Source organism: Sphingobium sp. GW456-12-10-14-TSB1, assembly GCF_059424385.1.
The window spans coordinates 1,252,308-1,279,058 of the sequence record NZ_JBWKZI010000001.1 but is presented as its reverse complement, the minus strand read 5'-3'; the positions used below and the strand labels follow the sequence as shown (position 1 = coordinate 1,279,058).

Below are 26,751 nucleotides of genomic sequence, written 5' to 3'. Positions count from 1 at the left end.
TGCGTATGTTCATGCGCATGTTTTATGAAGGAGTTGGTTGTGACCAGGCATGAACGGATCGGGACGCGCAAGGCGACCAACCTGTCGCTGGATATGGCGCTTGTCGCAGAGGCGCGGGCGTTGGGAATCAACTTGTCCCGCACCTGTGAAGACGCGCTGGCCAAGCAAATCGCCGCCGAACGCGGACGCCGCTGGCAAGAGGAGAATGCCCAGGGCATTGCTGCTTCCAACGCCTATGTCGAAAAACATGGCCTGCCGCTCGAAAAATATCGCATGTTCTAATGGCAAGATTTAGCGCGCATCGCCTGTCCGACGGTAGTTGGGTTCTGGATTGCCAGGCCGATTTGCTCGATCATCTGACGACCCGATTCGTTGTACCGCTCATCCCTATTGCCGACGTTGGCACACCCATGGCGCGCCTTAATCCGTATTTTCAGATTGAAGGCGAAACGCTGGTCATGATGACCCAGTTTGCGGGGGCGGTTCCGGCCCGGTCGCTTGGGCAGCCGGCCTTGTCGCTGCACGATCATCAGGACGTGATAGCCGCCGCGCTGGATATGCTGCTGGTGGGATTTTAACGCTGCGGTTCGATCCCGGCCAAATCTCCGTTTCCGTTTCGTCCCCGTGCTGCTATCCCGCGCGTAATGACCGATTTTCGCGATCCTTTCGACAATATCAAGGACCATCCGTTCGACGCGGCGCTGTCGCAGCGTTATCTCGTCTATGCCCTGTCCACCATTACCGCGCGGTCCTTGCCGGATTTGCGCGACGGGTTGAAGCCGGTGCATCGCCGCCTGCTCTGGGCGATGCGGCTGCTCAGGATGGAGCCGTCCGGCGCGTCGGCCGACGTGCTGGTCGCCAACCCTGCCCGCAACGGCACAAGCTACAAGAAATGCGCCCGCGTCGTGGGCGACGTCATCGGCAAATATCACCCCCATGGCGACAGCAGCGTTTATGATGCCATGGTGCGGTTGGCGCAGGATTTCGTCCTGCGCACGCCATTGGTCGACGGGCAGGGCAATTTTGGCAATATCGACGGCGATAATGCCGCCGCGATGCGCTATACCGAAGCGCGCCTGACCCAGCCTGCCGCCGACCTGATGGCGGGGCTGGACGAAGGTACGGTCGATTTCCGCCCGACCTATAATGGCGAGGATGAAGAGCCGGAGGTGTTCCCCGGCCTTTTCCCCAACCTGCTTGCCAATGGTGCCAGCGGCATTGCGGTGGGCATGGCCACCAGCATTCCGCCGCATAATGTGACCGAAATACTCGATGCCGCCAGCTTGCTGATCGACAATCCCGATACGGATCATGCGGCGTTGATGGCAGTGGTGAAGGGGCCGGACTTCCCCACTGGCGGCGTGCTGGTGGATAGTCCCGCAATCATTGCCGAAGCCTATGCCACGGGACGTGGCGCGTTCCGTACCCGTGCGCGCTTTTCGACCGGCAAGGATGATCAGGGCGTCTGGGAACCGACCGGCATAGAGAAATTGAGCGGCGGCACCTGGCAGTTGATCGTCAGCGAAATTCCCTATCAGGTGCAGAAGGGCAAGCTGATCGAGCAGATCGCGGCCCTGATCAACGACAAGAAGCTGCCGATCCTGGAAGATGTGCGCGATGAAAGCGATGAGACGATCCGCATCGTCATCACGCCCAGGAACCGCAATGTCGATCCGCAGGTGCTCAAGGACAGTCTCTACCGGCTGACCGATCTGGAAAACCGCTTTCCGCTCAACCTGAACGTGCTGGACGCCACCCATACGCCGCGCGTCCTGGGGTTGCGTGCGGTGCTGATCGAATGGCTCAAGCACCAGATCGACGTGCTGGTCCGGCGCGCGCAGCATCGCCTTGCCAAGATCGCCGATCGGCTCGAACTGCTTGATGGCTATATCATCGCCTATCTCAACCTTGACCGGGTGATCGAGATCATCCGTACGGAGGATGAGCCGAAGCTGGTGATGATGGACGAATTTGCCCTGACCGACCGGCAGGCCGAAGCCATTCTCAACATGCGCCTGCGGTCCTTGCGCAAGCTGGAAGAGATGGAATTGCGCCGCGAACATGCCGATCTGGTGGCGGAGCAGGAGGATCTGCAAAAGCTGGTCGAAAGCCCGCAGCGCCAGCGGACCAAGCTGAAGCGCGACATTGCCGCGCTGCGCAAGCGCTACGGCCCCGACACGGCCCTGGGCCACCGCCGTACATTGGTGGAGGAAGCCGGGCCCGCACGGGACATCCCGCTGGAGGCGATGATCGAGCGCGAACCGATCACCGTCATTCTGTCCGAACGCGGCTGGATCAGGGCGATGAGCGGCCATCGCGATCTGGCTGCCGCCGATACGCTCAAGTTCAAGGAGGGCGACGGTCCCCAATTCGCGTTCCATGCCTACACCACCGACAAGCTGCTGCTCGCGACGTCCACCGGGCGCGTCTATACGCTGGGGTCGGACAAGCTGCCGGGCGGTCGCGGCTTTGGCGATCCGGTGCGATCGCTGGTCGATATGGACAATGAAGGCGCGATCGTCGCCTTCATGCCCGCACGGGCTGGCACGGAATTGTTGCTGGCGTCTTCCGACGGGCGTGGTTTCATTGCGGCGGTGGCGGAGATCATGGCGGAAACGCGCAAAGGGCGTCAGGTCGTCAATGTCCGCACCGGCGCCAGGCTGGCTGTCATCCGCCCGGTCGCGCCGGGGTCGGACAGCGTGGCCGTGATTGGCGAAAACCGCAAATTGCTCGTTTTCTCGCTCGACGAAATGCCCCGCATGGCGCGTGGGCAGGGCGTGCAGATGCAGCGCTATCGCGATGGTGGTCTGTCGGACGCCATCACTTTCCGCCTGGCCGACGGACTTAGCTGGGCGATGGGGGGCGAGACCGGGCGGATGCGAACCGAATCGGACATGACGCCGTGGAAAGTGGCGCGCGGTGCGGCTGGCCGCATGCCACCCACCGGGTTTCCGCGCGACAATCGCTTTTAATGACCATTTTTTACAATGATCGGCGCATCGTTTCCTGAAAATTTACCGCTTCCCGATATGGCCAAGGCATGGAATCCATTTCTGTGCGCAACTGGCCAGTCGGAAGGACCAGCAACGCCCCTGTTGCGGGGGACGCGGAGGCATATCCATCCTTCGTCATAGCGCCGAGCCAATGGCTGGCCGCCATGTCGCAGGCGGCAGCGATTTTATCCCATGATGACAATCTGTTGTCGGTGGTCGAAGCCAATGACCGTTTCTTGCAGGCGTTTCGCCAGCATCAGGAAAAGGACGGGGCCATCAGCCAGGCCGCGACCGTGTGGCGCGATCGCATCCTGAAATTCATTCAGACGAATCACGTTGCAGACAGTTTTGAAATTCGCCGCGATGGCAAATTGGGGCCGGAATATTTCATGTGCACCATCGGCCGCTTGCCTGCCGATGCGGACCATCCCGAACTTTACCTGTTCACCGCGACCGATCGTACCAGCGAAAGGACGGTCGAGAAGAATCTGCGCCGCGAACTTCTGTCCGACGGGTTGACCGCGCTGCCCAATCGCACCGGCTTTGGCGAAGAGATTGACGACCGGATCGCCAATTCGGTCTGGCCCGAAAATGCCCAATTCGGCATCATCGCGATCGACCTTAGCCGGTTCAGCCGGGTCAATGAATCGCTTGGCCCGATGGCTGGCGACGAATTGCTGATCACGGTCGCCAAGCGACTGAAATCCAGCCTGCGGCAGGGCGATGTGCTGGCGCGGATCGGCGGCAATGATTTTGCGATATTCGCCCGTCTGAACAATGGCCTGTCGGATGCTCTTCACATCGTCCAGCGGATCAAGGAAGCGCTGAGTTCGCCGATCCGGCTGAGCGACCTGCAAATCCGGGTGGATTGCGCGATCGGCTGTGCCCTTTCCACCAGCCTGAGCGATGACCCCGATGACATCGTTCGCAAGGCGCAGGCAGCGGTCAAGATCGCCAAATGCAGCGGCAAGGTCGAAATATATCGCAACGGTGTTCTCAAGGAAGCGCAGCGCCGCTTTTCGATCGAGAGCCGTCTGCGCGACGCATTGGCGCAGGGTGGCCTGTCGCTGGCCTATCAGCCGCTGATCCATCTCCATACCGGAGAGATTACGGGGTTCGAGGCGCTCGCCCGCTGGGACGATGCGGAATTGGGGCATGTGTCCCCGGTCGAATTCATCGCCGTGGCCGAAGAAAGCGGCCTCATCACGCCGTTGGGCCGATGGGCCGCCTATGAAGCGGCGCAGGCATTGTCGCGCTGGGACGCAAGGTTCGGCCAGCCCATGCCGGTCGGCGTCAACGTCAACCTCTCGCCGATCCAGATGGCGCGGGACGATGTCGCGTCGATGTTTGAAGAAGCGCTGCGCTATTCCGGCATTGCCGGGCATCGCCTGACCGCCGAAGTCACTGAAAGCGCAATCATCGCCGATCCCGACAAGGCCCGCAAATTGCTGTTCGCGCTCAAGGATTTGCAGATGCCGATCGCGATGGACGATTTCGGCACCGGCTTTTCCAACCTGGCCAGCCTGCACAGCCTGCCGATCGACATATTGAAGATCGACCGCAGTTTCGTGTCGAACATGCTGGAGGATCGCGACAAGACGGTCATCGTCCGCACGATCCTCTCGCTGGCGGAGTCGCTCAATCTCAAGGTCACGGCCGAAGGGATCGAGACGCAGGAACTTGCCCATGCGCTTCAGCAATTGGGATGCTGGCAGGGGCAGGGCTATTATTTCGCCAAGCCGATGGCCGAACAGGACGCCTTCGACTATTGGCGCGCACGCTGGAATTTCGAAACGGTCTGATCGGCAATAGCGTCAACCCGCGCGCCGTCCGGGAAACCTTCCGCGACCCACATATCCTGCACGACATTCAATGCCCTGGCGACATCGGGGCCGGGGGGCAGTCCGCGCGCGATCAACGCGCCACCGCCGATCGGCAGTTTGGGCGGCGTCCAGTCGTCCAGGGCGGAGAGAGGCGACAGATCAGCATCGGCATCCAGCAGCAACCTGTCGATCGCACCTTCGACCCCGATATGCCACGCGAGCGCCCGAATCGGCATATCGCCCAAGCCAGCCTCCAGCGCCGTCGTCAGTCGTTTGCGCGCCTTGTTCGACAGTTTGAGCCGCGCGCCGACCAGATCGGCCCGCGCCGCATCGGGCGGCAGCAAGGCCGCGAGCCGCCGCAGCGCCGATGGTGCAATGCCAGCCGCGGCCTCCCGCGCTATCAACCGCTCCAGCCGGTAGATCCCGGCGCGGTCGACTTCAGGCAAAACCGGCGTCAATATCCCGCCATCGACCATCAGCCGCAACGCATGGATCGGCGCGGCGACCCCCAGCAATTTGAGCAATTCATCGGCAATCCGCTCCCGCGACAGCGCCATCAGGCTGTTGGCCGCAGCGACGCAGGCGGCATAGGCCATATTGTCCAGCTCATCGTCGCCATAGCGCGCCAGAAAGCGGAAATAGCGCAGGATGCGCAGATGATCTTCGGCAATGCGTGCGTCGGCATCGCCTATGAAACGCAATCGCCGCGCTTCCAGATCGGCAACCCCGCCAAAATAGTCGGTGATCTCCCCGCTCAGCGGATCGGCATAAAGGGCGTTGATCGTGAAGTCCCGCCGCGCCGCATCCTCGCGCCAGTCATCCGTATAGGCGATGGTCGCGCGCCGCCCGTCGGTGCTGACGTCGCGGCGCAGTGTCGTAATCTCCACCGGCCAGCCGGCGATGACGGCGGTGATCGTGCCATGGTCGATACCGGTCGGTACCGCCTTTATCTCTGCCGCCTTCAGCCGGTCGAGCACGTCCTGGGGGGCAAGCGTGGTGGCAATATCCAGATCATTGACCGCAAGCCCCAACAAGCCGTCGCGCACCGCGCCGCCGACGTAGCGGGCCTTGCCGCCCGCCGCATCCAGCGCCGTCAGCAAATTATCGAGACCGGGACGATGCCGCCATGGCGCATCGGGCAGCACCACGCTCATAATGCGCCCAGCCGGTGTGACAGGTTTGCCAGGATGGCGGCGGTCACGCCCCATATCCGCCGTTCCTGCCACAATATCTCATAATAATGCCGCACCGCCCCTTCAAATTCGACGGCATGCCGGGTCCGGTTCGCCGGGGCCAGCGCATAGGCGAGGGGCAGTTCGAACCAGTCGGCCACTTCGCTTTCCTGCGGCTGCAAGGGCAGGTCGGGCGGAATGACCGCCAGTACCGGGATGATGTCGAACCCGGTAAAGGTATGATAGCGGTCGGACGTGCCGATGACCTGCGCCAGATGCGGCGGCAGGCCGATTTCCTCCTCCGCCTCGCGCAGCGCCCCGGCAATCTCATCGGCATCGCCGGGATCGACGCGGCCGCCGGGAAAGGCGACCTGTCCCGCATGCTTGCGCAGGCGTTCCGACCGCTGGGTCAGGATCAACCCCGGTTCGGGCCGGTCGGTGATGGCGACCAGTACGGCGGCGGGGGCGAGCGCGATGTGCCCGTCGATGCGGGGATCGCGCATGTCGGATGACAGGATGGTGCCATCGCGGCCATGACCTTCGGCCAACGCGGCGCGCAGCCGCTCGGCCAGGGTCATGCCCCGCCGTCCAGCGGAAAGAAAGCGCCGTTGCTCCACAGGCCGATCCGCTCGGCGCCCTCATCCAGCGCCATGTTCACCAGTTCATAATAGACGCTGCGCACGACCAGCGCCTCCAGCCCCGCGCGGACATGAAGATAGGGGTGTGGCCCGTCCGCCGTCTCACGGAGCAGCAGCGCATTGTCCGGCCCCGCCGCGACCAGATCGCCGGTGTTCAGCCGGAACGCCAGCGCCCGTTCGCGTCCTTCGCCTTCGCTCTTGAGTTCCACCGCGACAAAGGGGGCATCCTCGACTTCGATGCTCAGCTTTTCGACCGGGGTGACCAGCACATAGCTGCCGTCCGCTTCTCGCCGCAATATGGTGGAAAACAGGCGGACCATTGCCTCGCGCCCGATTGGCGATCCCTGGTGAAACCAGGTTCCGTCGCGCGCGATCCGCATGTCGCTGTCGCCGCAATGGTCGGGATTCCATTTCTCCACCGGCGGGAGTTTTTTTTCGGCAAGCAGGCGCGCAATGTCGCTGAGCGACAGGTCGGCAAGGTCGGGTAGCGGGTCCATCGGCATAGGCTATGCAGATAGGATCGCAGCGCCCCGATGGCAAAGGGGAATCAGGCGATGACGCTAATATCGGGACCAAGCATCCCCACGCCGCCCACAGCGCGGCCATCGACCGACAGCGCCAGCAGACGCCGTTGCTCGACCGGGCCGGGCGCACGCCATCCGCTCGTGTCCTGGGCACTAAAGCCCCAGAAGCGGCCATAATATTCCGGGTCGCCAATCATCATCAGCGGCGCTGTTCCCTGCGCCTTTGCAGCCGCCACGACAGCGTCCATCATCGCCCGGCCATGGCCGCCGCCCTGATGCGCGGGGGCGACCGCTACCGGCCCGACCATGATATAGGGGCATTGCGTGCCGTCATCCTGCGTCAGCACGACCGGCCAGCTTTGCAGCGATCCGATCAGCGCGCCTTGTCCATCCACCATCGCGAAGGAAAGAGCGGGAATCCAGGCGACCGTCCCGCGAATCAGATAGGCCGTCCGTGCATGCCGATCGACGCCGAACGCTTCGTCGAGCAGACGCTCGATCGCGTCTGGCCGCTGGCTTTCGAGAGGGACAATCATAGACACGTCTTGCCGATCCGCGATCAATGGCGCATGGACCGCGCCGGGAGCGGCGGGCTTTACCGCCCGCATCGCAAAATGAAAGACTAAACTGGCCCCGTCTGACAGCAGGGAAGGGCCGGATATGGCAGGCCATGCAGACTGGATTTGACGATTTTCTGACGCTGGAGGTCAATAACCTTCATGTCGACGTACTGACCGGCATTTATTCGGAGGAGACGCATCTCCCCCAGCCGCTGCGTATCTCCATCCGCGCGCGGCTGGCGATCGCCGATCATTATGATCCGGCGACCCCGCTGACGCAGTCCAAAAACTATATGGACCTCAAGCATGCCGCCTCGACCGCCTTGCCGGACGGTGTGCATTTTACCCTGATCGAAGCCGTGGCCGACCATATCATCGACACCATCTTCCTTCAGGGCGACAATGTGACCCATGTGGAAGTGAAGATCGTCAAGCTGGCCCTGTCCGAACGGGGCGAGGAAATCGGCATCACCTTGGGGCGCAGCCGGAAATAGACGCGGCGTGCTCCCGCGCAGGCGGGAGCCCAGTCGAAACGCCACAACTGGCCTCCCGCCGGCGCGGGAGTACGCCGTTTACCCCTTCTTGATCAGGCCGATCTCGATCAGCCGTTCGGTCAGATAGTCATGTGCGCTGATCGGCGGATCGCGGCGCGGATTGGCCTCGCTCACGCATTGCGGCAGCGCGTCGATCATCACGTCGGGGCGCAGGTGCAGGAAGAAGGGCATCGAATAGCGCGAATGGCCGCGCCGTTCCGGCGGCGGATTGACCACGCGATGGCTGGTCGATGGCAGCATATGGTTGGTCAGTCGCTGGAGCATGTCGCCGACATTGATCGCCAGCGCGCCGGGCGGGGGCACCACCGGCAGCCAGTTGCCGTTGCGGTCCTTGAGCTCCAGCCCGCCTTCCTCCGCCCCCAGTAGCAGGGTGATCAGGTTGATGTCCTCATGCGCGCCCGCGCGGATGCCGGGTGCTTCGGGCGAGACAGGTGGATAATGGAGCAGCCGCAGGATTGAATTGCCGCGGTCGATCGGCCCGTCGAACCAGCGTTCCTCCAGCCCCAGATAGATCGCGATGGCCGACAGCAATTCCGCCCCCACCCGGTCGAATTCGGCATAGAGTTTGGTAAAGACGGGGTGGAATGCGGGCAGTTCATCAGGCCAGACATTGGGCGGCATCGTTTCTGCCAGTGGATCGCCGGGGGGAAGATCGCGCCCGACATGCCAGAATTCCTTCAGGTCATTCTCGCTCGCGCCCTTGGCGATTTCCGTGCCGAACGCGGTATAGCCGCGCTGACCGCCATTATATTTGGCGTCATAGGCGCGCTTGGTCGCTTCAGGCAGGGCGAAAAAGTCGCGCGCCAGCATCCATCCCGCGTCGATCAGCGCCGGGTCCATGCCATGATCGCGCACCATCGCAAAGCCGAATCGCTGGAAGGAATCGCCGAACCCTTGCGCGAAATCCGCCTTGCTCAATTCCGCCATAGACAGGACGGGCACCTGATCCAGCACCGATTGCGACACTTTATTCTCTCCGAAATTAGGGGTCTGAAACTATGGGGACGGGGCGCGCAACATAAGGATGGTTAAGCGATATTCCCATCCTTGATCGCGGCGGAGCGGTGATGCAAGGAGGCAAAATGAACTATTGGCTGATGAAATCGGAACCCGATGTTTTTTCCTATGACGACCTGGTCGCCAAGGGGAAAGCGGAATGGGACGGCGTGCGCAATCACGCAGCCCAACTCAACATGAAGGCGATGCGCCGGGGCGATCTCGCGCTGTTCTACCACAGTAATATCGGGGTAGAGGCCGTGGGCATCATGGAGATTGTCGAGGAAGCGGCCCCCGACAGCACCGACGATAGCGGCAAATGGATTGCGGTCCATGTTCACGCCCGCGAAAAGCTGGCCAAGCCCGTCACGCTCAAGACGATGAAGGCCGATCCCGCGCTGGCCGGCATGGTTATGTTGCGGCAATCGCGCCTGTCAGTCTCGCCCGTGTCAAAGGCCGAATTTGATCATATCGTCGCCTTATCAAAGGCTTGATACTCAAAAAACGTTCCGGTTGCGTTACACGCAATTGCAGGGGCGCTTTTTGCGATTGCCGCTTTGCTGCGCTGCGACATAAAACCGTCCCAACAGAAAAGAACATTCAAGAGGTGTTTGATCGGCATTCACAAGGAGTTTACCCATGCGAATGCTGTCCAAATTTGTTGCCGCCAGCGCCCTCGGCGCTTTTGTTGCCATCGCTGCCCCCGCTCAGGCTGAAGACGCTGCCAAGCAGCGCTTTTCCCACGAAGGTTATACTTACGTCTATGACGTCAAGGAAACCAAGTCGGGCCGCGTCATTTCCGGCCGTCGTTTCCCCGACGCAGTTGCCTTCAATCTCTCTGTCAAGGACGGAAAGGTTTGGGGCATGTCGGGTGGCCAGCAGGTCAGGTTTTCGGTGGATGAAGCCCGCGGCGCTGCGTCGAACTAAGCTCTACAAGGCTTAAGCGAATGAAAGGGCCGCTTCCGACGGGAGGCGGCCCTTTTTCATAGGCTGGAGTTAACGGCAGCGACGCTTGCTGTCGACTTCCTTGCCCAGCAGGCCACCGCCCACCGCGCCCAATATAGTGCCGGTCGTGCGCTCACCGCGCGTGTCGATCGCCCGGCCCAGCAATGCGCCGCCAGCAGCGCCAATGATCAGGCCAGTCGTGCCGTCCGATTTACGGCAATAGGTCCGGCCATCGCGTCCGCGCCATTCCTTGTACCGATAATGTTTGCGTGCCTGCGCACCGTCGGTCGGGACGGCCATGGACATGGGGATGGCCAGCGATACAGCGGCCAGGGCGAGTAGGGCTTTACGCATAAGTTTCTCCTCCGAATGCGTGGATTTGCCGCTTGAACCCCTGCACCTTGACGCAGGTTGCATGAACAGGGCACAACGAGATAAGCCACTGTTTATCCATCGCTAAATTTTGAGGCGAACGGAAGCGGCGCAGGGACGAACCGGCGGTTCAGCCATCATTTGGTATGGTTATCCAACGCCCGGTCGGGCTGGCGGCCTTCAATTTGAAGAGAGCGAAAAAGTTATCCACAGCTTTATGACGCTTTGGCTACGGACCGTTGCCGATTCTGCTTTGCACGACTCGGTTTTGGTGAGACCTTCCTTGTATCGGAACAGTTGGGAACGGAGCGATCCGTTTCCGAGAATCCTTGGTAAAACAGGAATTTAACGCTGTACCGAAGGTCCGCTGGAAGATGTCTTTCGCGAGGGCGACATCAACCGACGGATCGGTCCAAAAGACCGTAGCCGGGTACGCGCGAAAGTGAACGTCGGGCTTCGGATATTGCGGACCAGAGCCAGCCTGGCTGCCCTTGGCCCAAGCTGGAGCAGTCCTTGGCAAACAGGCTTTCGGGCCAGTGCCAGGACAACGCCGGGCCGATGATCGCCTCTCGCCAGAGAAGCGGATCGCATGACCCGACGGCAGTGGGGACCGACAGCAATGTCGGCCCCCATTTTGCGTTTGGGGCTTCGCTTTCAACGCAAGGGGGATGGCCTGACTGGTGCCGGATGCAGGATTTGAACCCGCGACCTTCGGTTTACAAAACCGCTGCACTACCACTGTGCTAATCCGGCGCCTCAGTCAGGCGACACGCCCTTACTATCAGATGACGCCGAACGTCCAGCCCTCCGTTGCAGCAATTTTTGGATCGAGCGCGGCTGGCGCCCATAGCCCAGCCTGTCCCGCCACCGCCCGCATCCACGCCGCGGTCAATATGGCGTCTGCGCCATGGTCGTCCGGCATCGCGCCCTCATGCCGTTTCGACCCGATCGTCTCCAGCGCGTCGTTCAGCGCTGGCAGATCGCGCATCTTGGCTCGACCCTTGGCTCGCCCGGCGGCCGACGCGGCAAGGCTGGTATAGATTTCCACGACCAGCGATCCGTGCATGGGCAAGGGATCGAACGGCCATATGGGCACCGTGCCCCGCACCCGGTGCAGCAATCGCATGCCGGCAAAGCTTGCCTTGGCCACCTGCGCCGCGCCGATCGCGTCATAGACGGTCGAGGGTTTGCCGCCGCCGCCGGCCAGATACAGCGCCTCGCACGCGCGATTATGCATATAGTCGGCCTTTACCCCGTCCGCCTTGCCGAAATAGAAATGCCGCCGGTGCGCGACCTCCAGCAGGCTCGCCGCGCCCAGATCCTCGTCCGGGCAGAGCCGATCGACATAGGCCCAGAAGTCCGGCCCATTGTCGGGCACAGTGTCGCCCGGCAGATAGCCGCCGCGCGCAACGAAGGGCGGCGCAAAGCTGAAATCGAACCCGAACAGGGTAGGGGCCTCACCAGCTGTTGCGATCAGCCAGTCCACCACATCGGTTCGCGACCAGACCCCGCCGGGCGCGGGCACCAGTCGGGGCGCTTCCCGCCCCGTGTCGCACAGCGCGACCGCAATCCCCTTGTGCCGCGCGCCCTTGGCCCCGGACCAGTCGATCGCGGCAAAGCGCGTAAAGTCAGGCGTCACCCCGCGCCGCGCTCCGCCCGCAACCGCTCCCAATAGGCGATCCGCTCGGCAATCCGTGCCTCATAGCCCCGGTCCGTCGGCGCATAGAAGCGTTGCGGGGTCATGTCGTCCGGCCAGTAATTCGCCCCGGAAAATCCGTCCGCCGCGTCATGATCATATTGATAGCCCTTGCCATAGCCGACATCCTTCATCAGCTTGGTTGGCGCGTTCAATATATTCTGCGGCGGCATCAGCGATCCGGTATCGCGCGCTGATTTGAACGACGCCTTCATCGCCATGTAGGCGGCGTTGGATTTGGGCGCGGTCGCGCAATAGAGGCAGGCCTGGACGATGGCCACTTCGCCTTCGGGACTGCCCAGAAAATCATAGGCTTCCTTGGCTGCCAGGCACTGGACCAGCGCCTGCGGGTCGGCAAGGCCAATATCCTCCGCCGCAAAGCGCACCAGTCGGCGCAGGACGTAGAGCGGCTGCTCCCCGGCAACCAGCATCCGCGCCATATAGTAGAGCGCGGCCTGCGGATCCGATCCGCGCAGCGACTTATGCAGGGCGGAGATGAGGTTGTAATGCCCCTCCCGATCCTTGTCATATACGGCGACCCTGCGGTGGAGCAGGGCGGACAGTCCTGCCGGATCGAGCGGCTCTGCTATGTCGATCGCATAAAGCGTTTCGACCTGATTGAGCAAAAAGCGCCCGTCGCCATCGGCGCTGGCGACCAAAGCCTCGCGCGCATCGGCGTCCAGCGGCAGGGGACGCCCCGTCACCGCTTCTGCCCGGTCCAGCAATTGTTCCAGCGCCGCGGCATCCAGCCGCCGCAGGATCAACACCTGCGCCCGCGACAGAAGGGCTGCGTTCAGTTCGAAGCTTGGATTTTCGGTGGTCGCGCCCACCAAAGTCACCGTGCCATTTTCGACGAAGGGCAGGAATCCGTCCTGCTGCGCCCGGTTGAAGCGGTGGATTTCGTCCACGAACAAGAGGGTCTTGTCGCCGCGACGGCCATGTTCTTTGGCGGCGGCAAAAACCTTCTTGAGGTCGGCCACGCCCGAAAACACCGCCGAAATGGGTTCGAACCGCATGCCCACCGCATCGGCGAGCAGCCGCGCCGTCGTGGTCTTGCCAGTGCCCGGCGGTCCCCAAAGGATGATGGATGACAAACGTCCCGCCGCCACCATCCGACCGATCGCGCCATCAGGCCCGGTCAAATGCTCCTGTCCCACCACCTCCGCCAGGGTGCGCGGTCGCAAGCGGTCGGCAAGCGGCGCGGCATCGCTGACAGGCTCAGCGCCGGTCAGCATGTCATCGGAAGCGAAAAGATCGGCCATGCCGGTTGATATAGGGACGAAAGCCCGTTCAGGGAACCGGGCTGGATCGCGGCATCATGCCCTGCTCGCGCTGGCGGATGATGCGCAAATAAGTGTCGACCAGCGCCTGATTGACCTGATCCCACCCGTTACGCTCCGCCCGTGTCTGCGCCGCAGCACCTGCCTGCCCGCGCGCGTCGCCATTCAGGCAATAATCCTGCAGGGCGTCGGCAAAGGCGCCGATCGCGCCGGGACGGATCAACCGTCCGGTCACCCGGTCGCTCAGCAGGCTTTCGCTGCCCGTCGCCCGCGCCGCCACGGTAGGCACGCCGCACGCCATCGCCTCCAGCGTGACATTGCCGAAGGTTTCGGTCACGGACGGATTGAACAGCATATCCATGCTGGCGACCGCGCGGCCCAGGTCAGCGCCTTGCTGGAAGCCGGTGAAGATGGCACCGGGCAGGCGGTTCTGGAACCATTCGCGCGCCGGGCCTTCGCCGACCACCAGCACCTTGTGCGCCACTTGGCGCGCCGCAAGCTGATCGATCGTGTCGGAAAACACGTCCAGCCCCTTTTCCATCACCAGACGGCCGATGAAGCCAATGGCGGGTATGTCGTCATATATGCCGATCGAACGCCGCCAGCCCAGATCGCGCCGACCCGGGTTGAAAATCTCCCGGTCGATGCCGCGCGTCCATATGCCGACATCATAGCTCATCCGCTGTTCGCGCAGCAGTTGCGCCATCGATTCGGATGGCGCGACGATCGCGTCGCAGCGACGATAGAAGCGGCGCAATATCCCTTCGATGACCGGCTCCAGAAAGGCCAGGCCATAATAGCGCGGGTAGGTTTCGAACCTTGTATGCACCGATGCGACCGTCGGCAAACCATGCTGCCGCGCCCAGCTGAGCGCGCGGTGGCCCAGTGGGTCGGGACTGGACAAATGGACCAGATTGGGGGCGAACGCCTTGAGATCGCGGCGCACCCTGGAGGACATGGCGTAGGGAATCCGATATTCCTTGCGTCCCGGCACCGGCACGGACGGCGTGCTGATCAGATCGCCAGCGGGGGCAAAGGCGGGCGTATCGGTGGTGGGCGAATAGACCCGCACGGCCGCACCCTGCCGCAGCAGATAGCCCACGAAGCGATTGAGCGCCTGATTGGCCCCATCGCGCACATAATTATAATTGCCGCTGAACAGGGCAATGCGAAGGCCGCTAGCATCCATCGCGCCCCCTTAGCCGAAGAAAAGTGAAAACCCAAGGGAACCGGGTAACCCCTTGGGAATTATGCCCTTCGTTAGGTTTGGGACACCGGCTGACGCGGTTGCGCCCATGGGTAAGAGGATGCTCCTATGTCGCAGACATTCCGTAAAGGTGCGCGAGTCAGATGGAATTGGGGGCAGGGCGTCGGCCGGGGACATATAACGGAGCGGTTCGACCGTCCGGTGGAGCGCCATATCGAAGGCGTACCCGTCCGTCGCAACGGGTCGCCTGCGAACCCCGCCTATCTGATCCATGCCGACAATGGCGCGCAGGTGCTCAAGCTTAGTTCGGAAATCCAGACCGCCTGACGCCAATATGTTGCAGCCGGCATCTCGCATGAGCGGTACGGCCATGGCATGAAAGGGCATGGACACACCCTTCATGACCATCGACGCGCTGCTCGTCGGCACGCCCGTTCCCTTTCGCGACGGCGACTATAGCGCGATTGCCAAAACGCCGGTCGCAGGCCCGGTGCAGATTACATGGGACGGCTTCGTGGGTAATCAGGTTGCCGACCCGATCCATCATGGCGGCTGGGACAAGGCTGTCCATCTCTATCCGCAGGATCATTATGCCTGGTGGCGCGACCGCAAGGCCGGCCAGCCATTGCTCGACGCGCCTGGCGCCTTTGGCGAAAATATCGCATCGCGCGGGATGACAGAGCATCAGATTTGCCTGGGCGACCGCTTCACGCTGGGCAGCGCCATCGTCGAGGTCAGTCATGGTCGCCAGCCCTGCTGGAAGCTCGATCACCGATTCGCCGCGCGCGACGTGATGGCGACCATTGTGAAAACGGCCCGTTGCGGCCTCTATTTTCGCGTTATCGAGCAGGGGGAGGCGCAGGCTGGCGGCGTGATGACCCTGATCGAGCGCCCGCTGCCGGATTGGAGCATTGCCCGCGTCTTTGAACTGTTGATCGGCGGTGGTCACAAGAAAGACCCGTCAGCGGTTCTTACCCTTGCCAACACCCCCGTCCTTGCCGAAGCCTGGCGCGAGCGGGCGCGCAAGCTGGCGGCCTAGTGACCGAAATCTGAAGTCGACCACATTAGGGAAGCGGCGCTTCCACCCGGTCGCCATGGCTTTTCGGGGTCGAATTGACGAGGATGTCCACCGGCGCTGCGCTGCGGTTCTGCGCCTGATGCGGTACGCCGGGCGGAATTTCGATGCCTTGGCCCGTACGCAGCAAATGGGTGACGCCGTCTACCTCCATCGTCAGTTCGCCTGACAGGACATAGAAGAACTGGCGCGCGCGGACATGATAATGGCGCATCTCGCTCGATCCGGGCGCAATCCGTTCGGTAATCACCGACATGTCGTCGCGCTTGACCAGATGCCATCCGTCATTCACCTCGCCCCAGACATAATGGTCGGCGCTAGATCGGTCGATGGGGACGGGATGAGGCGCGGCGGCGGCGGCAGCAAGGGTGATGAGGATGTGCATGGCGCCTTGAACGAACCATTCAGGCAGGTCCGCCATGCCACTGGCGCAGGGCCAGCGGCCACCCTATAGCTATCCCATGACATCAAACGATAAGAAGGTTTCGTCCCCCAAGCGCCCGGCTCGCGACAAGGTGCGTCCCGCCGGTTTCCCCACCCGCAATGAGGTGATGGATTTCATCACCACGTCCGACCAGCCAGCGGGCAAGCGCGAGATCGCCAAGGCTTTCGGCCTTAAGGGCCAGGAAAAGATCGCCCTCAAAGCCTTGCTGAAGGATATGGCCGATGAAGGCTTGATTGACGTCGGCCCGGCGCGCGCGTTCCACAAGCTGGGCGGCGTGCCCAAGGTTACTGTGCTGCGCATCATCGATGTCGACGACACCACCCTGATCGCGACGCCCGAACGGTGGGAAGCCGAAGGCCAGCCGGCCCCCCGCCTGCGCGTGGTGGAGCGGGGCAAGCGCGGTGCGCTGACCATTGGCGACCGCATCCTTGCCCGCACCGAAGAAGCCGGGAAGGGCTGGATTGCCCATCCGATGAAGAAGCTGCCCAAGGCGACCGAGATGCTGCTGGGCGTGGTCGAGGAAATGGCCGACGGCAAGCTGTGGCTGCGCCCGGTCGACAAACGCATCCGCAAGGACATGCCGATCAGCGATGTCGGCACCGCCAAGCGCGGCGATCTGGTGCTGGCCGAACCAACCGGCCGTCCGCCCCGGATCAGCGCGCGCGTCACCGACATTCTGGGCGACCCCTTCGCGCCGCGCAGCTTCAGCATGATCGCCATTCACAAGCATGGTATCCCCCATGTTTTTCCCGACGCGGTAGAGGAAGAAGCCGTCACGGCCTCCGCCCTTCCGCTTCACGCGGAGAAGCGGGAGGATCTGCGGCATTTGCCGATCGTCGCCATTGATCCGTCCGACGCGCGCGACCATGACGATGCGGTCTGGGCCACCCCGGACGAGGATGAAGCCAATCCCGGCGGCTTCCGCGCGATCGTCGCCATCGCCGATGTCAGCTATTATGTCCGGCCTGGCAGCGCGCTCGACAAGGAAGCGCGCAAGCGCGGCAACAGTGTGTATTTCCCCGATCTGGTCGTACCGATGCTGCCGCACCAGCTTTCGTCGGACATGTGTTCGCTCCGCGCGGGTCAGGATCGTGCCGCCATGGCCTGCCATCTGGTCATCAACGCCGCTGGCAAGGTGACGTCATGGCGCTTCTCTCGCGCGATCATCCGCGTTGCCGCTGTGCTCGCCTATGAGGATGCGCAGGCCGCGATCGACGGCAAGGCCGATCATCCAATGCTCGACATCGCGCTCAGGCCGCTTTGGGCCTGCTGGGCGCTGCTGCACAGGGCGCGCGAGAAGCGCGAACCGTTGGCGCTTGACCTGCCCGAACGGCGCGTCGTGCTGGACGAATGGGGCAAGATCGTCAGCGTCGCTGTCCGCGAACGGCTCGATGCCCATATGCTGATCGAAGATTATATGATCGCGGCCAACGTCGCCGCGGCCAAGGCGCTGGAGCAGAAGAAAGCGCCGGTCATGTACCGCGTCCACGAGCCGCCCAGCCGCGACAAGCTGGTCGCGCTCAAGGATTATCTGGCGACGTTCGACATCGAATTCGCGCTTGGACAGGTGATCCGCCCCGCCACTTTCAACCAGTTGATCAAGCGGGTCGGGGAGGCGGAGGAAAAGCCGCTCATCATGGAGCAGATCCTGCGTAGCCAGACCCAGGCCTATTACAGCCCGGTCAATATGGGCCATTTCGGCCTGGCGCTCGGTTCCTACGGGCATTTTACCTCGCCCATTCGCCGCTATGCCGACTTGCTGGTCCATCGCGCGCTGGTGGGCGCCTATGGTCTGGAACTGCCCGCGCCCAAGGGCAGCAGCATCCCCGCCAAAACCGCGCTGAGTGTCGAGGATTACGAGAATATGGGGCGCGTCGGCGAGATGATCAGCCAGTTCGAGCGCCGCGCGATGGAGGCGGAGCGCGACACGGTCGATCGCTACGTCGCGGCTTTTCTGGCGGCCCATGTTGGTGAAACGGTTAAGGCGCGGATCACCGGCGTCCAGAATTTCGGATTTTTCGCGACGGTCGAGGAATTGGGCGGCGACGGGCTGGTGCCTGTATCGACCATGGGCAGCGAACGCTTTTTCTATGATGAGGCAGGCAAGGCGCTGGAAGGCGTGGAAAGCGGCGATCGTTATACGGTAGGCCAGCGGCTGGAACTGCGACTGGCGGAGGCCGACCCGATCAACGGTTCGCTCCGCTTCGAACTGCCCGATACGCCGCCTTCACGGGGCGGCCCGGTCAAGCGCGATCGTACCCGTCCGGGCAGCCGCACTCATCGCGGGCGGCCGGTCAATATCCGGCATATCGGCTCGAAGCGGGGCAAGCATAAGCGGTAGCCGTCATCCTTACGGGTACGCGGGACGATGAAGCGGTGGAGCGCGCTCGTCACCGCCTTGCCAGGGAGGATTGATCGGCAGGATCAGCTCAGCCGGTCGATCGCTTCGGCGTCGAGCCCGCCCGGAATGATCATGATGGGGCAGGGCATGCGTCCCGCGTCGGCCCCGGCAAAATGCGATACCAGCGTGCCGGGCGGGCCGCTGGCTGCCGCGCCCAGCACCAGGGCGGCGACATCCTCCATCTCGTCCAGCGTTTTGCGTACGACGGCCACCGCATCCCCCTGCCGCACGGTAATGCTGGGGCGGATGCCGGACTCGTCGGTCAGCGTGCCTGCCGCGCTCGTCACCAGCGCTTCGGCGCGTTGCAGCGCCTCATCCTCCATCGTCGCCTGCACGCCGCCCCACTGAACGAACTCGGCCGGGGGAATGAGGGCAAGGATACGGACCGCGCCACCCGTTTGCGCAGCGCGTCGCGCGGCAAAACGCAGGGCCGTTTCCGCTTCGGGCGATTCGTCCACGACAACCAGATATGTCCGCACTTCCATCGCCCCCCATGTCGCTTTGATGGCCCCGGCAGGGGGTCATTTTCGGTCCAACGAACCAGTGCGGTGAAATGTGGGCCATATTTGCCCCTTCCGCAAGCGCTCGCTTGACCGATCCGGCGAATGGGTGAAAACGGGCAGCCATTGGCGCGCGCCGTAGAGATAAGAAGAGGCCCCGAACGCATGAGCAAGACGATCCAGATGCCCGCTTTGTCCCCGACCATGGAGGAAGGGACTCTGGCCAAATGGCTGGTAAAGGAAGGGGATACGGTATCGTCCGGCGATCTGCTGGCGGAAATCGAAACCGACAAGGCGACGATGGAATTTGAAGCGGTGGATGAAGGCGTCATCGCCAAGATCCTCGTTTCCGAAGGTTCCGAAGGCGTCAAGGTTGGCACCGTCATCGCCATTATCGCTGAAGAGGGCGAGGATGTGGAGGCGGCGGCTGCCGGCGGCGGCAAGCCCGCGCCAAAGGCCGATCCTGTCCCCGCCAAGGCAGAGGCTGCGGCACCCGCCGCTGCCGCGCCGAAGGCTGACGCCGTGCCCGCTGCGCCAGCCTCCAGCGACAAGCGCGTCAAGGCCAGCCCGCTGGCGCGCCGCCTGGCGCAGAGCAAGGGGATCGATCTGGCTGTGGTTTCGGGGACTGGCACCAATGGCCGTATCGTCAAGAGCGATCTGGACGGCGCAAAGGAAGGCGTCGCCGCACCGGCTGCCGCGCCCGCGTCGGCTCCCGCCGCCAAGGCAGAGGCGGCAGCCCCGGCGCCCGCCGCTGCCAGCGGCGCGCAGGATTTCGGCATCCCGCACGAAGTGGTCAAACTCAGCGGCATGCGCAAGACGATCGCGCGCCGCCTGACCGAGTCCAAGCAGCAGGTGCCGCACATCTATCTGACCGTCGACATTCAGCTCGACAAGCTGCTCAAGCTGCGCAGCGAGCTCAATGCGGGCCTGGCCAGCCGCAAGGTCAAGCTGTCCGTCAACGACCTGCTGATCAAGGCGCTGGGCGTCGCGCTGATGGAAGTTCCCGAATGCAACGTGCAGTTTGCGGGCGACCAGATGCTGCAATTCAAGCGCGCCGACATCAGCGTCGCCGTGTCTATCCCCGGCGGTCTCATCACCCCGATCGTGACCGGCGCGGATGGCAAGGGCGTTGCCGCGATCTCGACCGAGATGAAGGATCTGGCCGATCGCGCCAAGGCAGGCAAATTGTCGCCCAACGAATATCAGGGCGGCACTGCATCGCTCTCCAACATGGGCATGTTCGGCATCAAGCAGTTTGAAGCCGTCATCAACCCGCCCCAGGGCATGATCATGGCGATCGGCGCAGGCGATAAGCGGCCCTATGTTGTCGACGACAGCCTTCAGATTGCGACGGTCATGTCGGCCACCGGCAGTTTCGACCATCGTGCCATTGACGGCGCCGATGGGGCGCGCCTGATGAAGGCGTTCAAGGAACTGATCGAGAATCCGATCGGCATGCTGGCCTGATGGGGCATATGGACGAACAACCGCCGGAAGCCAGTCCGGCGGTGCGCGTCATCGCCATGCCCGCCGATACCAATCCCTATGGGGACATATTCGGCGGCTGGTTGATGAGCCTGATGGATTCGGCCGCGGGATCGGTCGCGGCGCGCCACAGTCATGGCCGCGCCGTCACCATCGCGGTGGAAGGCATGACCTTCCTGCGCCCGGTCGTCGTGGGCGATGAAGTTTCGGTGTTCGCGTCCCTCAAGTCGGTCGGGCGCACGTCGATGAAGATCGACGTCGAAGCATGGCGTCGTACGCGCCACGACGATCGCAGTTATCGCGTTACCCGCGCGACCTTCACCTTCGTGGCGATTGGCGAGGATCGCCAGCCCCGTTCCGTTCCGCCGATTGCGGAAGCCTAATATACCAGAAGCGAGTGTGACCCATGGCTGATACCTACGATCTCATCGTCCTTGGCTCCGGCCCCGGCGGCTATGTCGCCGCGATCCGCGCCGCGCAGCTTGGCCTGAAAACCGCCATTGTCGAGCGTGAAAATCTGGGCGGCATCTGCCTCAACTGGGGCTGTATTCCCACCAAGGCGCTGCTGCGGTCGGCCGAGATTTTCCATTATATGCAGCACGCCAAGGATTATGGCCTGGCGGCGGAAAAGATCAGCGCCGACATCGAAGCGGTGGTGAAGCGCTCGCGCGGTGTCGCCAAGCAGCTTAATCAGGGCGTGACGCACCTGATGAAGAAGAACAAGATCGCCGTGCATATGGGCGATGGCAAGCTGACCGGAAAGGGCAAGCTGACCGTCACCAAGGACGGCAAGTCCGAAGAACTGACCGCCAAGCATATCATCATCGCGACGGGCGCCCGCGCCCGCGACCTGCCGCAGCTCAAGGCCGACGGCAAGCGCGTGTGGACCTATCGCCACGCCATGACGCCACCGGAAATGCCGACCAAGCTGCTCGTCATCGGTTCCGGCGCGATCGGCATCGAATTTGCCAGCTTCTATAACGACATGGGCGCTGACGTGACCGTCGTGGAGATGATGGACCGGATCGTCCCTGTCGAGGATGCCGACGTTTCCGCCTTCCTTGAAAAGGCAGTCAAGAAGCAGGGTATGACCGTGCTGACCGGCGCGAAGATCGAGAAGATCGCGACCAGCGACAAGGGCGTGACCGCGACGATCAAGGACAAGGCTGGCAAGGCGATAGAGGCCGAATATAGCCATGTCATCGTCGCCATCGGCATCGTCCCCAATGTCGAAAATCTGGGTCTGGAAGATGTCGGCGTCGAACCCGACCAGCGCTATCATATCAAGACCGATGCCTATGGCCGCACCAATGTCGAGGGTTTCTGGGCGATCGGCGATGTGACCGCTCCGCCATGGCTTGCGCACAAGGCGAGCCATGAGGGCGTGATCGTGGCCGAAGCCATCGCGCAGGCGCTGGGCAACAAGGATGTCCACCCCCATGCGATGGATGTGCGCAACATCCCCGGCTGCACCTATTGCCATCCGCAGATCGCCAGCGTCGGCCTGACCGAAGCAAAGGCCAAGGAAGCGGGTTACGAGGTCAAGGTCGGCATGTTCCCGTTCATCGGTAATGGCAAGGCAATCGCGCTTGGCGAAGCGGAAGGCTTCACCAAGACCGTGTTCGACGCCAAGACCGGCGAGTTGCTGGGCGCGCACATGATCGGCGCGGAAGTCACGGAGATGATCCAGGGCTATACGATCGGCAAGACGCTGGAAACGACCGAGGCGGAACTGATGCACACGGTATTCCCGCATCCGACCATTTCGGAATCGATGCATGAAAGCGTGCTGGCGGCCTATGGCCGTGCGCTCCATATCTGATCGCTGGACAGCGGTAAAAGGCGCGGGGGCTTTGGCTCTCGCGCTTTTTTGCGTCCTGGGCGTTGCGTTGATGCAGCGGGCGGGATGGCTCGACTGGCTGAATGTCGGGCTGATGGGCTGGGCGGGGACGGCGCGGGACGGCGATATTGGTCGCCATCTGACGCCGCTCATGCGGTTGGCGACTGCGATCGGCGATACGATCGGCAGGCTTGCGATATTGGCGCTGGTTCTGCCTGCGCTGCTCTGGTTGCGTCGCCGCGGCGATGCGCTGTGGCTTGCCCTGATGATGGCGGGCGGGACGGCGCTCAACCTGATACTCAAACAGATTTTCGCCGCACCGCGCCCGGACCTGCTGCCCCATCTCGACATCGTCCATAGCTATAGTTTTCCCAGCGGCCATGCGGCGGGCAACATGATGATGTTCGGCGCGCTGGCCATGCTGGCGCGGCGGCGGGGCGGCTATTGGGCGGCGGGCATGATGATCGCGTTGATCGGAGCCAGCCGGGTCTGGCTCGGCGTGCATTGGCCAAGCGACGTCACCGCCGGATGGATCGAGGGGCTGGGCTGGCTCGCGCTGTGCCGCGTCTGGCTACCAGCGCGGCGAGGGTAGCAACAACGCCCGCGTTACGCTGTCATGTGGCGGCATGCCGTCGCTGGTGACGAAACCATGGACCCAGAAACTGTCATAGGCACTGGCCGCCGCAATGAGCAGCAGCAGGCAGGCCGAGGCGGCAAACAGAGTGCGCGCGCCGCGCACGGCCCGGTCGGGGGAGAGCGCCAGCAGCACCAGCGGCAGGATCGGCAGGAAATAGCGCCCCTGCGTTCCCTGAATGAAGTCCGCGCCCGGCGGCGTGCCGGTCAAGTACATGGCGGTTTCGATCAGCACCGCGACGCCGCCGGCGACCGCCAGCCACCACAGGCGTTGCACCCCGCCAAAGCGGGCCTCCGCGCCGCTGAATATCGCCGCCGCCAGCATGACCGCCGCCAGCGGGTAGGCGATCAGCGGCAGCAGGATGGCGTTCCAGCCGAAGCGTCCGACGATCTGGAGCGCATAGACCGGCGCGCGCTCGATCACGCTCGACGTCAGGATGCGGACATAAGCGACGGGATCGTTCAGGATCACCGCCAACTGGTCGGCCAGTGGCGCGGTCAGCACGCTCTCACCCGTCTTGCGCGACATGATATGATAGAGCGCCTGACTGCCGCCAGAATATTTCATCCAGCCGATGAAGGCGGCCGCGCCCAGCGCCATCGCACCCAGGATCAGCCACATCCGCATGTCCCGCCGATATTGGGGCCAGCGCAAGCCTGCCGCCATCAACGGCAGATAGACGCCCTTGGCCAGCGCCAGCAACGGCGCCCCCAGTAGCAGTCCCGCCGATCCCCGACCCATGAAGCCGACGCGCAGCGCCAGCGCGAGTCCCAGGAAACCCATGCCGTTGATCACGGCATCGGGCGACATCGATCCGATCTGATAGGCAAAGGTGGGCAGCAGCGCCGTGCCCAGCATTGCCATCCGGCCAAAGGGCAGCAGCCGTAGCGCGGCGATCAGCAGCGCCAGCGCGACCAGCGCGTTGACGATCCGCCCGGCATAGAAACGGCCCAGTCTTGGCAGTCCCAGCGCGTCGCCGATCAGTAGGCCCGCAGCGCCCGGTGCATAGAGTGTCGGCGCATAGCTCGCGACATTGGGAAATTCGGCAAAGACGGTGCCAGGCCGCGACGCATCCGCATTCCAGCTATTTCCCAGCTTTGTCGCATCGAACCTGCGTACAGAGGCTGGCACGTCGGTGGGAAAATCGACGGCGTGGAGGTCGATGGCCGCGCGGGGCAGCGCCGCGCCGATCGCCTCACCATGTTGGGTTGTCAGCACGCCGCCTTCGGACAGAAGCAGCGCCTTCATATAATGCTGATTTTCGTCCGGCGCCTGAAACGGCGGGGTTGCCAGCGTGAAGAACAAGGTTGCAAGGCAGATCGCAACCAGCAAAAAATGTTCGAGCGCAGACCATGGCGCGGCGAACAGCATGTCGCCGCGCACTCCCTGCGCCATCCCGATCCGTTCGTTCCGCATGACAGCCCTATGCCTTTGCCTTGTCTCCGACAGGCAATAGGCCGCCAGCCCTTAACATTTCGCGCCGGTAAATGAATTTTGCCGGATCATGACCGGAACGGGAAAGGCCCGGCCGCTTTGGAAGCAACCGGGCCTTGTCCTTTTTCGCAGCGCTGAAAAAGATCAGCCGCTATAATACATGTCGAATTCGACCGGCGAAGGCGCCATTTCCCAGCGATACACTTCAGGCCATTTCAGTTCCATATAGGCGTCGATCTGGTCCTTGGTGAACACGCCGCCCTTCAGCAGGAAGTCCTGATCCTTTTCCAGGCTTTCGAGCGCTTCGCGCAGCGAGCCGCACACGGTCGGCACCTTGGCCAGTTCCACCGGCGGCAGGTCGTACAGATTCTTGTCCATGGCTTCGCCGGGGTGAATCTTGTTTTCGATCCCGTCGATACCGGCCATCAGCAACGCGGCGGTGGCGAGGTAGGAGTTGGCAAGCGGATCGGGGAAGCGGAATTCGACGCGCTTCGCCTTGGTGCCCGCACCATAGGGGATACGGCACGAAGCGGAACGGTTGCGCGCCGAATAGGCGAGCAGCACGGGGGCTTCAAAGCCGGGCACCAGGCGCTTGTAGCTGTTGGTGGTCGGGTTGGTGAAGGCGTTGAGCGCCTTGGCATGCTTGATCACGCCGCCGATGAAGAACAGGCAGGTATCGGACAGGCCGGCATAGCCGTCACCGGCAAAGGTGTTCTGGCCCTTGTTCCAGATCGAAATATGCGTGTGCATACCCGAACCATTGTCGGCCTTGATCGGCTTGGGCATGAAGGTTGCGGTCTTGCCATAGGCCTGGGCAACCATCTTCACGACATATTTGTAGATCTGGATGCGGTCGCAGGTTTCGACCAGCTTGCCGAAGGTCAGGCCCAGTTCGTGCTGGCTGCCGGCGACTTCATGGTGATGCTTGTCCATGGGCAGGCCCATTTCCATCAGCGTGGTCACCATTTCGGCGCGAATGTCGGTGGTCACGTCGACCGGGCCGACCGGGAAATAGCCGCCCTTGGCGCGGGGACGGTGACCCATATTGCCGCCGTCATATTTCGTGCCGCTGTTGGTGGGCAGTTCGATATCGTCCAGCTTGTAGAAGCTGGAATTGTAGGTGTTGTCGAATTCGACGCTGTCGAACATGAAGAATTCAGGTTCCGGGCCGATATAGACGGTGTCACCGAGGCCCGTCGACTGGAGGAACATTTCCGCGCGCTTGGCGGTCGAACGCGGATCGCGCGAATAGAGCGAACCATCTTCGGGTTCGACGATGTCGCACACCAGGATCATCATCGGCGTCGCGCTGAACGGATCGAAGAATACCGCGTCCAGATCGGGCTTCAGGATCATGTCCGATTCGTTGATTTCCTTCCAGCCCTCGATCGAGGAGCCGTCGAACATCAGGCCGTCAGTCAGCTCATCTTCGCCAATGACGTTCGCGCACATCGTCAGGTGGTGCCAGGTGCCCTTGGGATCGGTAAAACGGACATCGACCCACTCGATCTCCTTTTCCTCGATCATCTTGAGAATGTCTTTTGGCGTATTGGCCATGTGCGCTTGCCCTTCTCGTTTATTACCCCCCCGAAGGGGTAGATGGATGCCCGTTGTTCCGTCGCCCCGATGCCGGGATGACCAGAATTTGCGTGAAATCAGATCGCGTCGCTGTCCCGCTCGCCGGTGCGGATCCGCACGGCGCCCTCGACGTTGGAAATGAAAATCTTGCCGTCGCCGATGCGTCCGGTCTGCGCTGCGGCGCAAATCGCCTCCACCACCCGGTCGGCCAGCGCATCGTCGACGACGACTTCCAGCTTCACCTTGGGCAGGAAATCGACGACATATTCAGCGCCGCGATAAAGTTCGGTATGACCTTTCTGGCGGCCAAAGCCCTTGGCTTCGGTCACGGTAATGCCCGACACGCCCACTTCGTGGAGTGCTTCCTTCACCTCGTCCAGCTTGAACGGCTTGATGATGGCTTCGACTTTTTTCATCACTAGTATTCCCAACCCATAACGCACGACAGAATGCGGGTGCGACCCGCATTCCTCTCTCCTCAAGTGACGTTCGTCATGCCCCCCAAAAGGCCAGGCGCCGTCCCTCTTGATATCCAATTACCGTGCCAAATGGCGAATCGCTAGAACATGCTTTCGGCGATGCAGCAATCTTTGTCCATA

The 26,751-nt window shown here is 62.7% G+C and carries 28 protein-coding genes and 1 tRNA gene; 14 read left to right on the top strand and 15 right to left on the bottom strand.

Annotated features, from left to right (window positions below; translation table 11 throughout):
* Positions 1-24: 24 nt before the first annotated feature.
* The 4 genes from AC07X9_RS06245 to AC07X9_RS06230 all read left to right on the top strand — a co-directional run bounded on the left by AC07X9_RS06245 (position 25) and on the right by AC07X9_RS06230 (position 4,795).
* Positions 25-282: a type II toxin-antitoxin system CcdA family antitoxin gene (locus tag AC07X9_RS06245; RefSeq protein WP_017182317.1), complete on the top strand. Its 258-nt coding sequence runs from the start codon at positions 25-27 to the stop codon at positions 280-282.
* On the top strand, positions 282-578 hold the full coding sequence (locus AC07X9_RS06240; RefSeq protein ID WP_017182316.1) for a CcdB family protein: 297 nt from the start codon (positions 282-284) through the stop codon (positions 576-578). The genes AC07X9_RS06245 and AC07X9_RS06240 overlap by 1 nt, the downstream gene beginning before the upstream one ends.
* A 66-nt stretch (positions 579-644) precedes the next feature.
* Positions 645-2,972, top strand: coding sequence for a DNA topoisomerase IV subunit A (gene parC, locus AC07X9_RS06235; protein WP_017182315.1), 2,328 nt, complete (start codon positions 645-647; stop codon positions 2,970-2,972).
* 68 nt (positions 2,973-3,040) lie between these two features.
* Complete coding sequence (locus tag AC07X9_RS06230; RefSeq protein ID WP_017182314.1) at positions 3,041-4,795, top strand: putative bifunctional diguanylate cyclase/phosphodiesterase; 1,755 nt, start codon at positions 3,041-3,043, stop codon at positions 4,793-4,795.
* On the opposite strand, the gene AC07X9_RS06225 is transcribed toward AC07X9_RS06230, so the two are convergent.
* From AC07X9_RS06225 to AC07X9_RS06210, 4 genes are read right to left on the bottom strand one after another with little or no spacing between them, the layout of a single operon-like run.
* Positions 4,759-5,970 carry a CCA tRNA nucleotidyltransferase gene (locus AC07X9_RS06225; RefSeq protein WP_017182313.1) on the bottom strand — a complete coding sequence of 404 codons (1,212 nt, stop codon included), beginning with the start codon at positions 5,968-5,970 and terminating at the stop codon, positions 4,759-4,761. The genes AC07X9_RS06230 and AC07X9_RS06225 overlap by 37 nt on opposite strands.
* Complete coding sequence (locus AC07X9_RS06220; protein WP_017182312.1) at positions 5,967-6,566, bottom strand: CoA pyrophosphatase; 600 nt, start codon at positions 6,564-6,566, stop codon at positions 5,967-5,969. Before AC07X9_RS06220 ends, AC07X9_RS06225 begins: the two co-directional genes overlap by 4 nt.
* Positions 6,563-7,129 (bottom strand): DUF1285 domain-containing protein, encoded by a 567-nt coding sequence (locus AC07X9_RS06215; protein WP_017182311.1) that lies wholly within the window; start codon positions 7,127-7,129, stop codon positions 6,563-6,565. The genes AC07X9_RS06220 and AC07X9_RS06215 overlap by 4 nt, the downstream gene beginning before the upstream one ends.
* Positions 7,130-7,173: 44 nt before the next feature.
* Positions 7,174-7,686 carry a GNAT family N-acetyltransferase gene (locus tag AC07X9_RS06210; protein WP_017182310.1) on the bottom strand — a complete coding sequence of 171 codons (513 nt, stop codon included), beginning with the start codon at positions 7,684-7,686 and terminating at the stop codon, positions 7,174-7,176.
* Between the two features lie 134 nt (positions 7,687-7,820).
* On the opposite strand from AC07X9_RS06210, the gene AC07X9_RS06205 reads away from it, so the two are divergent.
* Positions 7,821-8,204, top strand: a complete 384-nt coding sequence (locus AC07X9_RS06205) for a dihydroneopterin aldolase (RefSeq protein WP_017182309.1) — start codon at positions 7,821-7,823, stop codon at positions 8,202-8,204.
* 78 nt (positions 8,205-8,282) lie between these two features.
* On the opposite strand, the gene AC07X9_RS06200 is transcribed toward AC07X9_RS06205, so the two are convergent.
* Positions 8,283-9,230, bottom strand: coding sequence for an isopenicillin N synthase family dioxygenase (locus tag AC07X9_RS06200; RefSeq protein WP_017182308.1), 948 nt, complete (start codon positions 9,228-9,230; stop codon positions 8,283-8,285).
* A gap of 116 nt (positions 9,231-9,346) precedes the next feature.
* On the opposite strand from AC07X9_RS06200, the gene AC07X9_RS06195 reads away from it, so the two are divergent.
* Entirely contained in the window at positions 9,347-9,754 is a 408-nt protein-coding gene (locus AC07X9_RS06195) for an EVE domain-containing protein (RefSeq protein WP_017182307.1), read from the top strand.
* Between the two features lie 151 nt (positions 9,755-9,905).
* Complete coding sequence (locus AC07X9_RS06190) at positions 9,906-10,187, top strand: hypothetical protein (protein WP_017182306.1); 282 nt, start codon at positions 9,906-9,908, stop codon at positions 10,185-10,187.
* Between the two features lie 69 nt (positions 10,188-10,256).
* Here AC07X9_RS06190 and AC07X9_RS06185 read toward each other — a convergent pair whose 3' ends face one another.
* The 5 genes from AC07X9_RS06185 to AC07X9_RS06165 all read right to left on the bottom strand — a co-directional run bounded on the left by AC07X9_RS06185 (position 10,257) and on the right by AC07X9_RS06165 (position 14,742).
* Positions 10,257-10,559, bottom strand: a complete 303-nt coding sequence (locus AC07X9_RS06185) for a glycine zipper 2TM domain-containing protein (protein WP_017182305.1) — start codon at positions 10,557-10,559, stop codon at positions 10,257-10,259.
* A 696-nt stretch (positions 10,560-11,255) separates the two neighbouring features.
* Positions 11,256-11,330 (bottom strand) — tRNA-Thr (locus AC07X9_RS06180).
* 28 nt (positions 11,331-11,358) lie between these two features.
* Positions 11,359-12,216 (bottom strand): hypothetical protein, encoded by an 858-nt coding sequence (locus AC07X9_RS06175; protein WP_026002238.1) that lies wholly within the window; start codon positions 12,214-12,216, stop codon positions 11,359-11,361.
* Positions 12,213-13,535, bottom strand: coding sequence for a replication-associated recombination protein A (locus AC07X9_RS06170; RefSeq protein ID WP_017182233.1), 1,323 nt, complete (start codon positions 13,533-13,535; stop codon positions 12,213-12,215). Before AC07X9_RS06170 ends, AC07X9_RS06175 begins: the two co-directional genes overlap by 4 nt.
* Before the next feature lie 28 nt (positions 13,536-13,563).
* Complete coding sequence (locus AC07X9_RS06165) at positions 13,564-14,742, bottom strand: glycosyltransferase family 4 protein (RefSeq protein WP_017182232.1); 1,179 nt, start codon at positions 14,740-14,742, stop codon at positions 13,564-13,566.
* 126 nt (positions 14,743-14,868) lie between these two features.
* Between AC07X9_RS06165 and AC07X9_RS06160 the strand changes: the two genes are divergently transcribed.
* Positions 14,869-15,087, top strand: coding sequence for a hypervirulence associated TUDOR domain-containing protein (locus AC07X9_RS06160; RefSeq protein WP_026002237.1), 219 nt, complete (start codon positions 14,869-14,871; stop codon positions 15,085-15,087).
* A 58-nt stretch (positions 15,088-15,145) separates the two neighbouring features.
* Positions 15,146-15,799 carry an MOSC domain-containing protein gene (locus tag AC07X9_RS06155; RefSeq protein WP_086485656.1) on the top strand — a complete coding sequence of 218 codons (654 nt, stop codon included), beginning with the start codon at positions 15,146-15,148 and terminating at the stop codon, positions 15,797-15,799.
* A 25-nt stretch (positions 15,800-15,824) separates the two neighbouring features.
* On the opposite strand, the gene AC07X9_RS06150 is transcribed toward AC07X9_RS06155, so the two are convergent.
* Entirely contained in the window at positions 15,825-16,256 is a 432-nt protein-coding gene (locus AC07X9_RS06150; protein ID WP_017182229.1) for a cupin domain-containing protein, read from the bottom strand.
* 40 nt (positions 16,257-16,296) lie between these two features.
* Between AC07X9_RS06150 and rnr the strand changes: the two genes are divergently transcribed.
* Entirely contained in the window at positions 16,297-18,621 is a 2,325-nt protein-coding gene (gene rnr, locus AC07X9_RS06145; protein WP_026002235.1) for a ribonuclease R, read from the top strand.
* 83 nt (positions 18,622-18,704) lie between these two features.
* Here rnr and AC07X9_RS06140 read toward each other — a convergent pair whose 3' ends face one another.
* Positions 18,705-19,160 carry a universal stress protein gene (locus AC07X9_RS06140; RefSeq protein WP_026002234.1) on the bottom strand — a complete coding sequence of 152 codons (456 nt, stop codon included), beginning with the start codon at positions 19,158-19,160 and terminating at the stop codon, positions 18,705-18,707.
* Between the two features lie 186 nt (positions 19,161-19,346).
* Here AC07X9_RS06140 and AC07X9_RS06135 point away from each other — a divergent pair, with 186 nt between their 5' ends.
* Genes AC07X9_RS06135 through AC07X9_RS06120 form a run of 4 tightly spaced genes read left to right on the top strand, consistent with a single transcriptional unit; the run spans position 19,347 to position 23,098 of the window.
* The gene (locus AC07X9_RS06135; protein ID WP_017182226.1) at positions 19,347-20,648 is read left to right on the top strand and encodes a pyruvate dehydrogenase complex dihydrolipoamide acetyltransferase; all 1,302 of its coding nucleotides are present in this window, start codon (positions 19,347-19,349) and stop codon (positions 20,646-20,648) included.
* The gene (locus AC07X9_RS06130; RefSeq protein ID WP_017182225.1) at positions 20,648-21,049 is read left to right on the top strand and encodes an acyl-CoA thioesterase; all 402 of its coding nucleotides are present in this window, start codon (positions 20,648-20,650) and stop codon (positions 21,047-21,049) included. Before AC07X9_RS06135 ends, AC07X9_RS06130 begins: the two co-directional genes overlap by 1 nt.
* A gap of 23 nt (positions 21,050-21,072) precedes the next feature.
* Positions 21,073-22,488, top strand: coding sequence for a dihydrolipoyl dehydrogenase (gene lpdA / locus AC07X9_RS06125; RefSeq protein ID WP_017182224.1), 1,416 nt, complete (start codon positions 21,073-21,075; stop codon positions 22,486-22,488).
* Positions 22,466-23,098: a phosphatase PAP2 family protein gene (locus tag AC07X9_RS06120; protein WP_017182223.1), complete on the top strand. Its 633-nt coding sequence runs from the start codon at positions 22,466-22,468 to the stop codon at positions 23,096-23,098. Before lpdA ends, AC07X9_RS06120 begins: the two co-directional genes overlap by 23 nt.
* Here AC07X9_RS06120 and AC07X9_RS06115 read toward each other — a convergent pair.
* From AC07X9_RS06115 to AC07X9_RS06105, 3 genes are all read right to left on the bottom strand, one after another.
* On the bottom strand, positions 23,078-24,556 hold the full coding sequence (locus AC07X9_RS06115) for a DUF2142 domain-containing protein (RefSeq protein ID WP_017182222.1): 1,479 nt from the start codon (positions 24,554-24,556) through the stop codon (positions 23,078-23,080). The two genes, AC07X9_RS06120 and AC07X9_RS06115, sit on opposite strands and share 21 nt — an antisense overlap.
* Positions 24,557-24,718: 162 nt before the next feature.
* Positions 24,719-26,131: a type I glutamate--ammonia ligase gene (gene glnA / locus AC07X9_RS06110; RefSeq protein WP_017182221.1), complete on the bottom strand. Its 1,413-nt coding sequence runs from the start codon at positions 26,129-26,131 to the stop codon at positions 24,719-24,721.
* A 98-nt stretch (positions 26,132-26,229) separates the two neighbouring features.
* Positions 26,230-26,568, bottom strand: coding sequence for a P-II family nitrogen regulator (locus tag AC07X9_RS06105; protein WP_017182220.1), 339 nt, complete (start codon positions 26,566-26,568; stop codon positions 26,230-26,232).
* Between the last annotated feature and the right edge of the window lie 183 nt (positions 26,569-26,751).

Excerpts from the sequence above, each read along its gene's own strand:
- parC (WP_017182315.1), top strand. The coding sequence starts at position 645 with ATGACCGATTTTCGCGATCCTTTCGACAATATCAAGGACCATCCGTTC.
- AC07X9_RS06215 (WP_017182311.1), bottom strand. The coding sequence starts at position 7,129 with ATGCCGATGGACCCGCTACCCGACCTTGCCGACCTGTCGCTCAGCGAC.
- glnA (WP_017182221.1), bottom strand. The coding sequence starts at position 26,131 with ATGGCCAATACGCCAAAAGACATTCTCAAGATGATCGAGGAAAAGGAG.
- AC07X9_RS06120 (WP_017182223.1), top strand. The coding sequence starts at position 22,466 with ATGGCCGTGCGCTCCATATCTGATCGCTGGACAGCGGTAAAAGGCGCG.
- AC07X9_RS06105 (WP_017182220.1), bottom strand. The coding sequence starts at position 26,568 with ATGAAAAAAGTCGAAGCCATCATCAAGCCGTTCAAGCTGGACGAGGTG.
- AC07X9_RS06155 (WP_086485656.1), top strand. The coding sequence starts at position 15,146 with ATGGACACACCCTTCATGACCATCGACGCGCTGCTCGTCGGCACGCCC.
- AC07X9_RS06165 (WP_017182232.1), bottom strand. The coding sequence starts at position 14,742 with ATGGATGCTAGCGGCCTTCGCATTGCCCTGTTCAGCGGCAATTATAAT.
- lpdA (WP_017182224.1), top strand. The coding sequence starts at position 21,073 with ATGGCTGATACCTACGATCTCATCGTCCTTGGCTCCGGCCCCGGCGGC.
- AC07X9_RS06170 (WP_017182233.1), bottom strand. The coding sequence starts at position 13,535 with ATGGCCGATCTTTTCGCTTCCGATGACATGCTGACCGGCGCTGAGCCT.
- AC07X9_RS06150 (WP_017182229.1), bottom strand. The coding sequence starts at position 16,256 with ATGGCGGACCTGCCTGAATGGTTCGTTCAAGGCGCCATGCACATCCTC.
- AC07X9_RS06135 (WP_017182226.1), top strand. The coding sequence starts at position 19,347 with ATGAGCAAGACGATCCAGATGCCCGCTTTGTCCCCGACCATGGAGGAA.
- AC07X9_RS06195 (WP_017182307.1), top strand. The coding sequence starts at position 9,347 with ATGAACTATTGGCTGATGAAATCGGAACCCGATGTTTTTTCCTATGAC.
- AC07X9_RS06190 (WP_017182306.1), top strand. The coding sequence starts at position 9,906 with ATGCTGTCCAAATTTGTTGCCGCCAGCGCCCTCGGCGCTTTTGTTGCC.
- AC07X9_RS06160 (WP_026002237.1), top strand. The coding sequence starts at position 14,869 with ATGTCGCAGACATTCCGTAAAGGTGCGCGAGTCAGATGGAATTGGGGG.
- AC07X9_RS06245 (WP_017182317.1), top strand. The coding sequence starts at position 25 with ATGAAGGAGTTGGTTGTGACCAGGCATGAACGGATCGGGACGCGCAAG.
- rnr (WP_026002235.1), top strand. The coding sequence starts at position 16,297 with ATGACATCAAACGATAAGAAGGTTTCGTCCCCCAAGCGCCCGGCTCGC.
- AC07X9_RS06130 (WP_017182225.1), top strand. The coding sequence starts at position 20,648 with ATGGGGCATATGGACGAACAACCGCCGGAAGCCAGTCCGGCGGTGCGC.
- AC07X9_RS06225 (WP_017182313.1), bottom strand. The coding sequence starts at position 5,970 with ATGAGCGTGGTGCTGCCCGATGCGCCATGGCGGCATCGTCCCGGTCTC.
- AC07X9_RS06115 (WP_017182222.1), bottom strand. The coding sequence starts at position 24,556 with ATGCGGAACGAACGGATCGGGATGGCGCAGGGAGTGCGCGGCGACATG.
- AC07X9_RS06185 (WP_017182305.1), bottom strand. The coding sequence starts at position 10,559 with ATGCGTAAAGCCCTACTCGCCCTGGCCGCTGTATCGCTGGCCATCCCC.
- AC07X9_RS06210 (WP_017182310.1), bottom strand. The coding sequence starts at position 7,686 with ATGATTGTCCCTCTCGAAAGCCAGCGGCCAGACGCGATCGAGCGTCTG.
- AC07X9_RS06205 (WP_017182309.1), top strand. The coding sequence starts at position 7,821 with ATGCAGACTGGATTTGACGATTTTCTGACGCTGGAGGTCAATAACCTT.
- AC07X9_RS06220 (WP_017182312.1), bottom strand. The coding sequence starts at position 6,566 with ATGACCCTGGCCGAGCGGCTGCGCGCCGCGTTGGCCGAAGGTCATGGC.
- AC07X9_RS06230 (WP_017182314.1), top strand. The coding sequence starts at position 3,041 with ATGGAATCCATTTCTGTGCGCAACTGGCCAGTCGGAAGGACCAGCAAC.
- AC07X9_RS06240 (WP_017182316.1), top strand. The coding sequence starts at position 282 with ATGGCAAGATTTAGCGCGCATCGCCTGTCCGACGGTAGTTGGGTTCTG.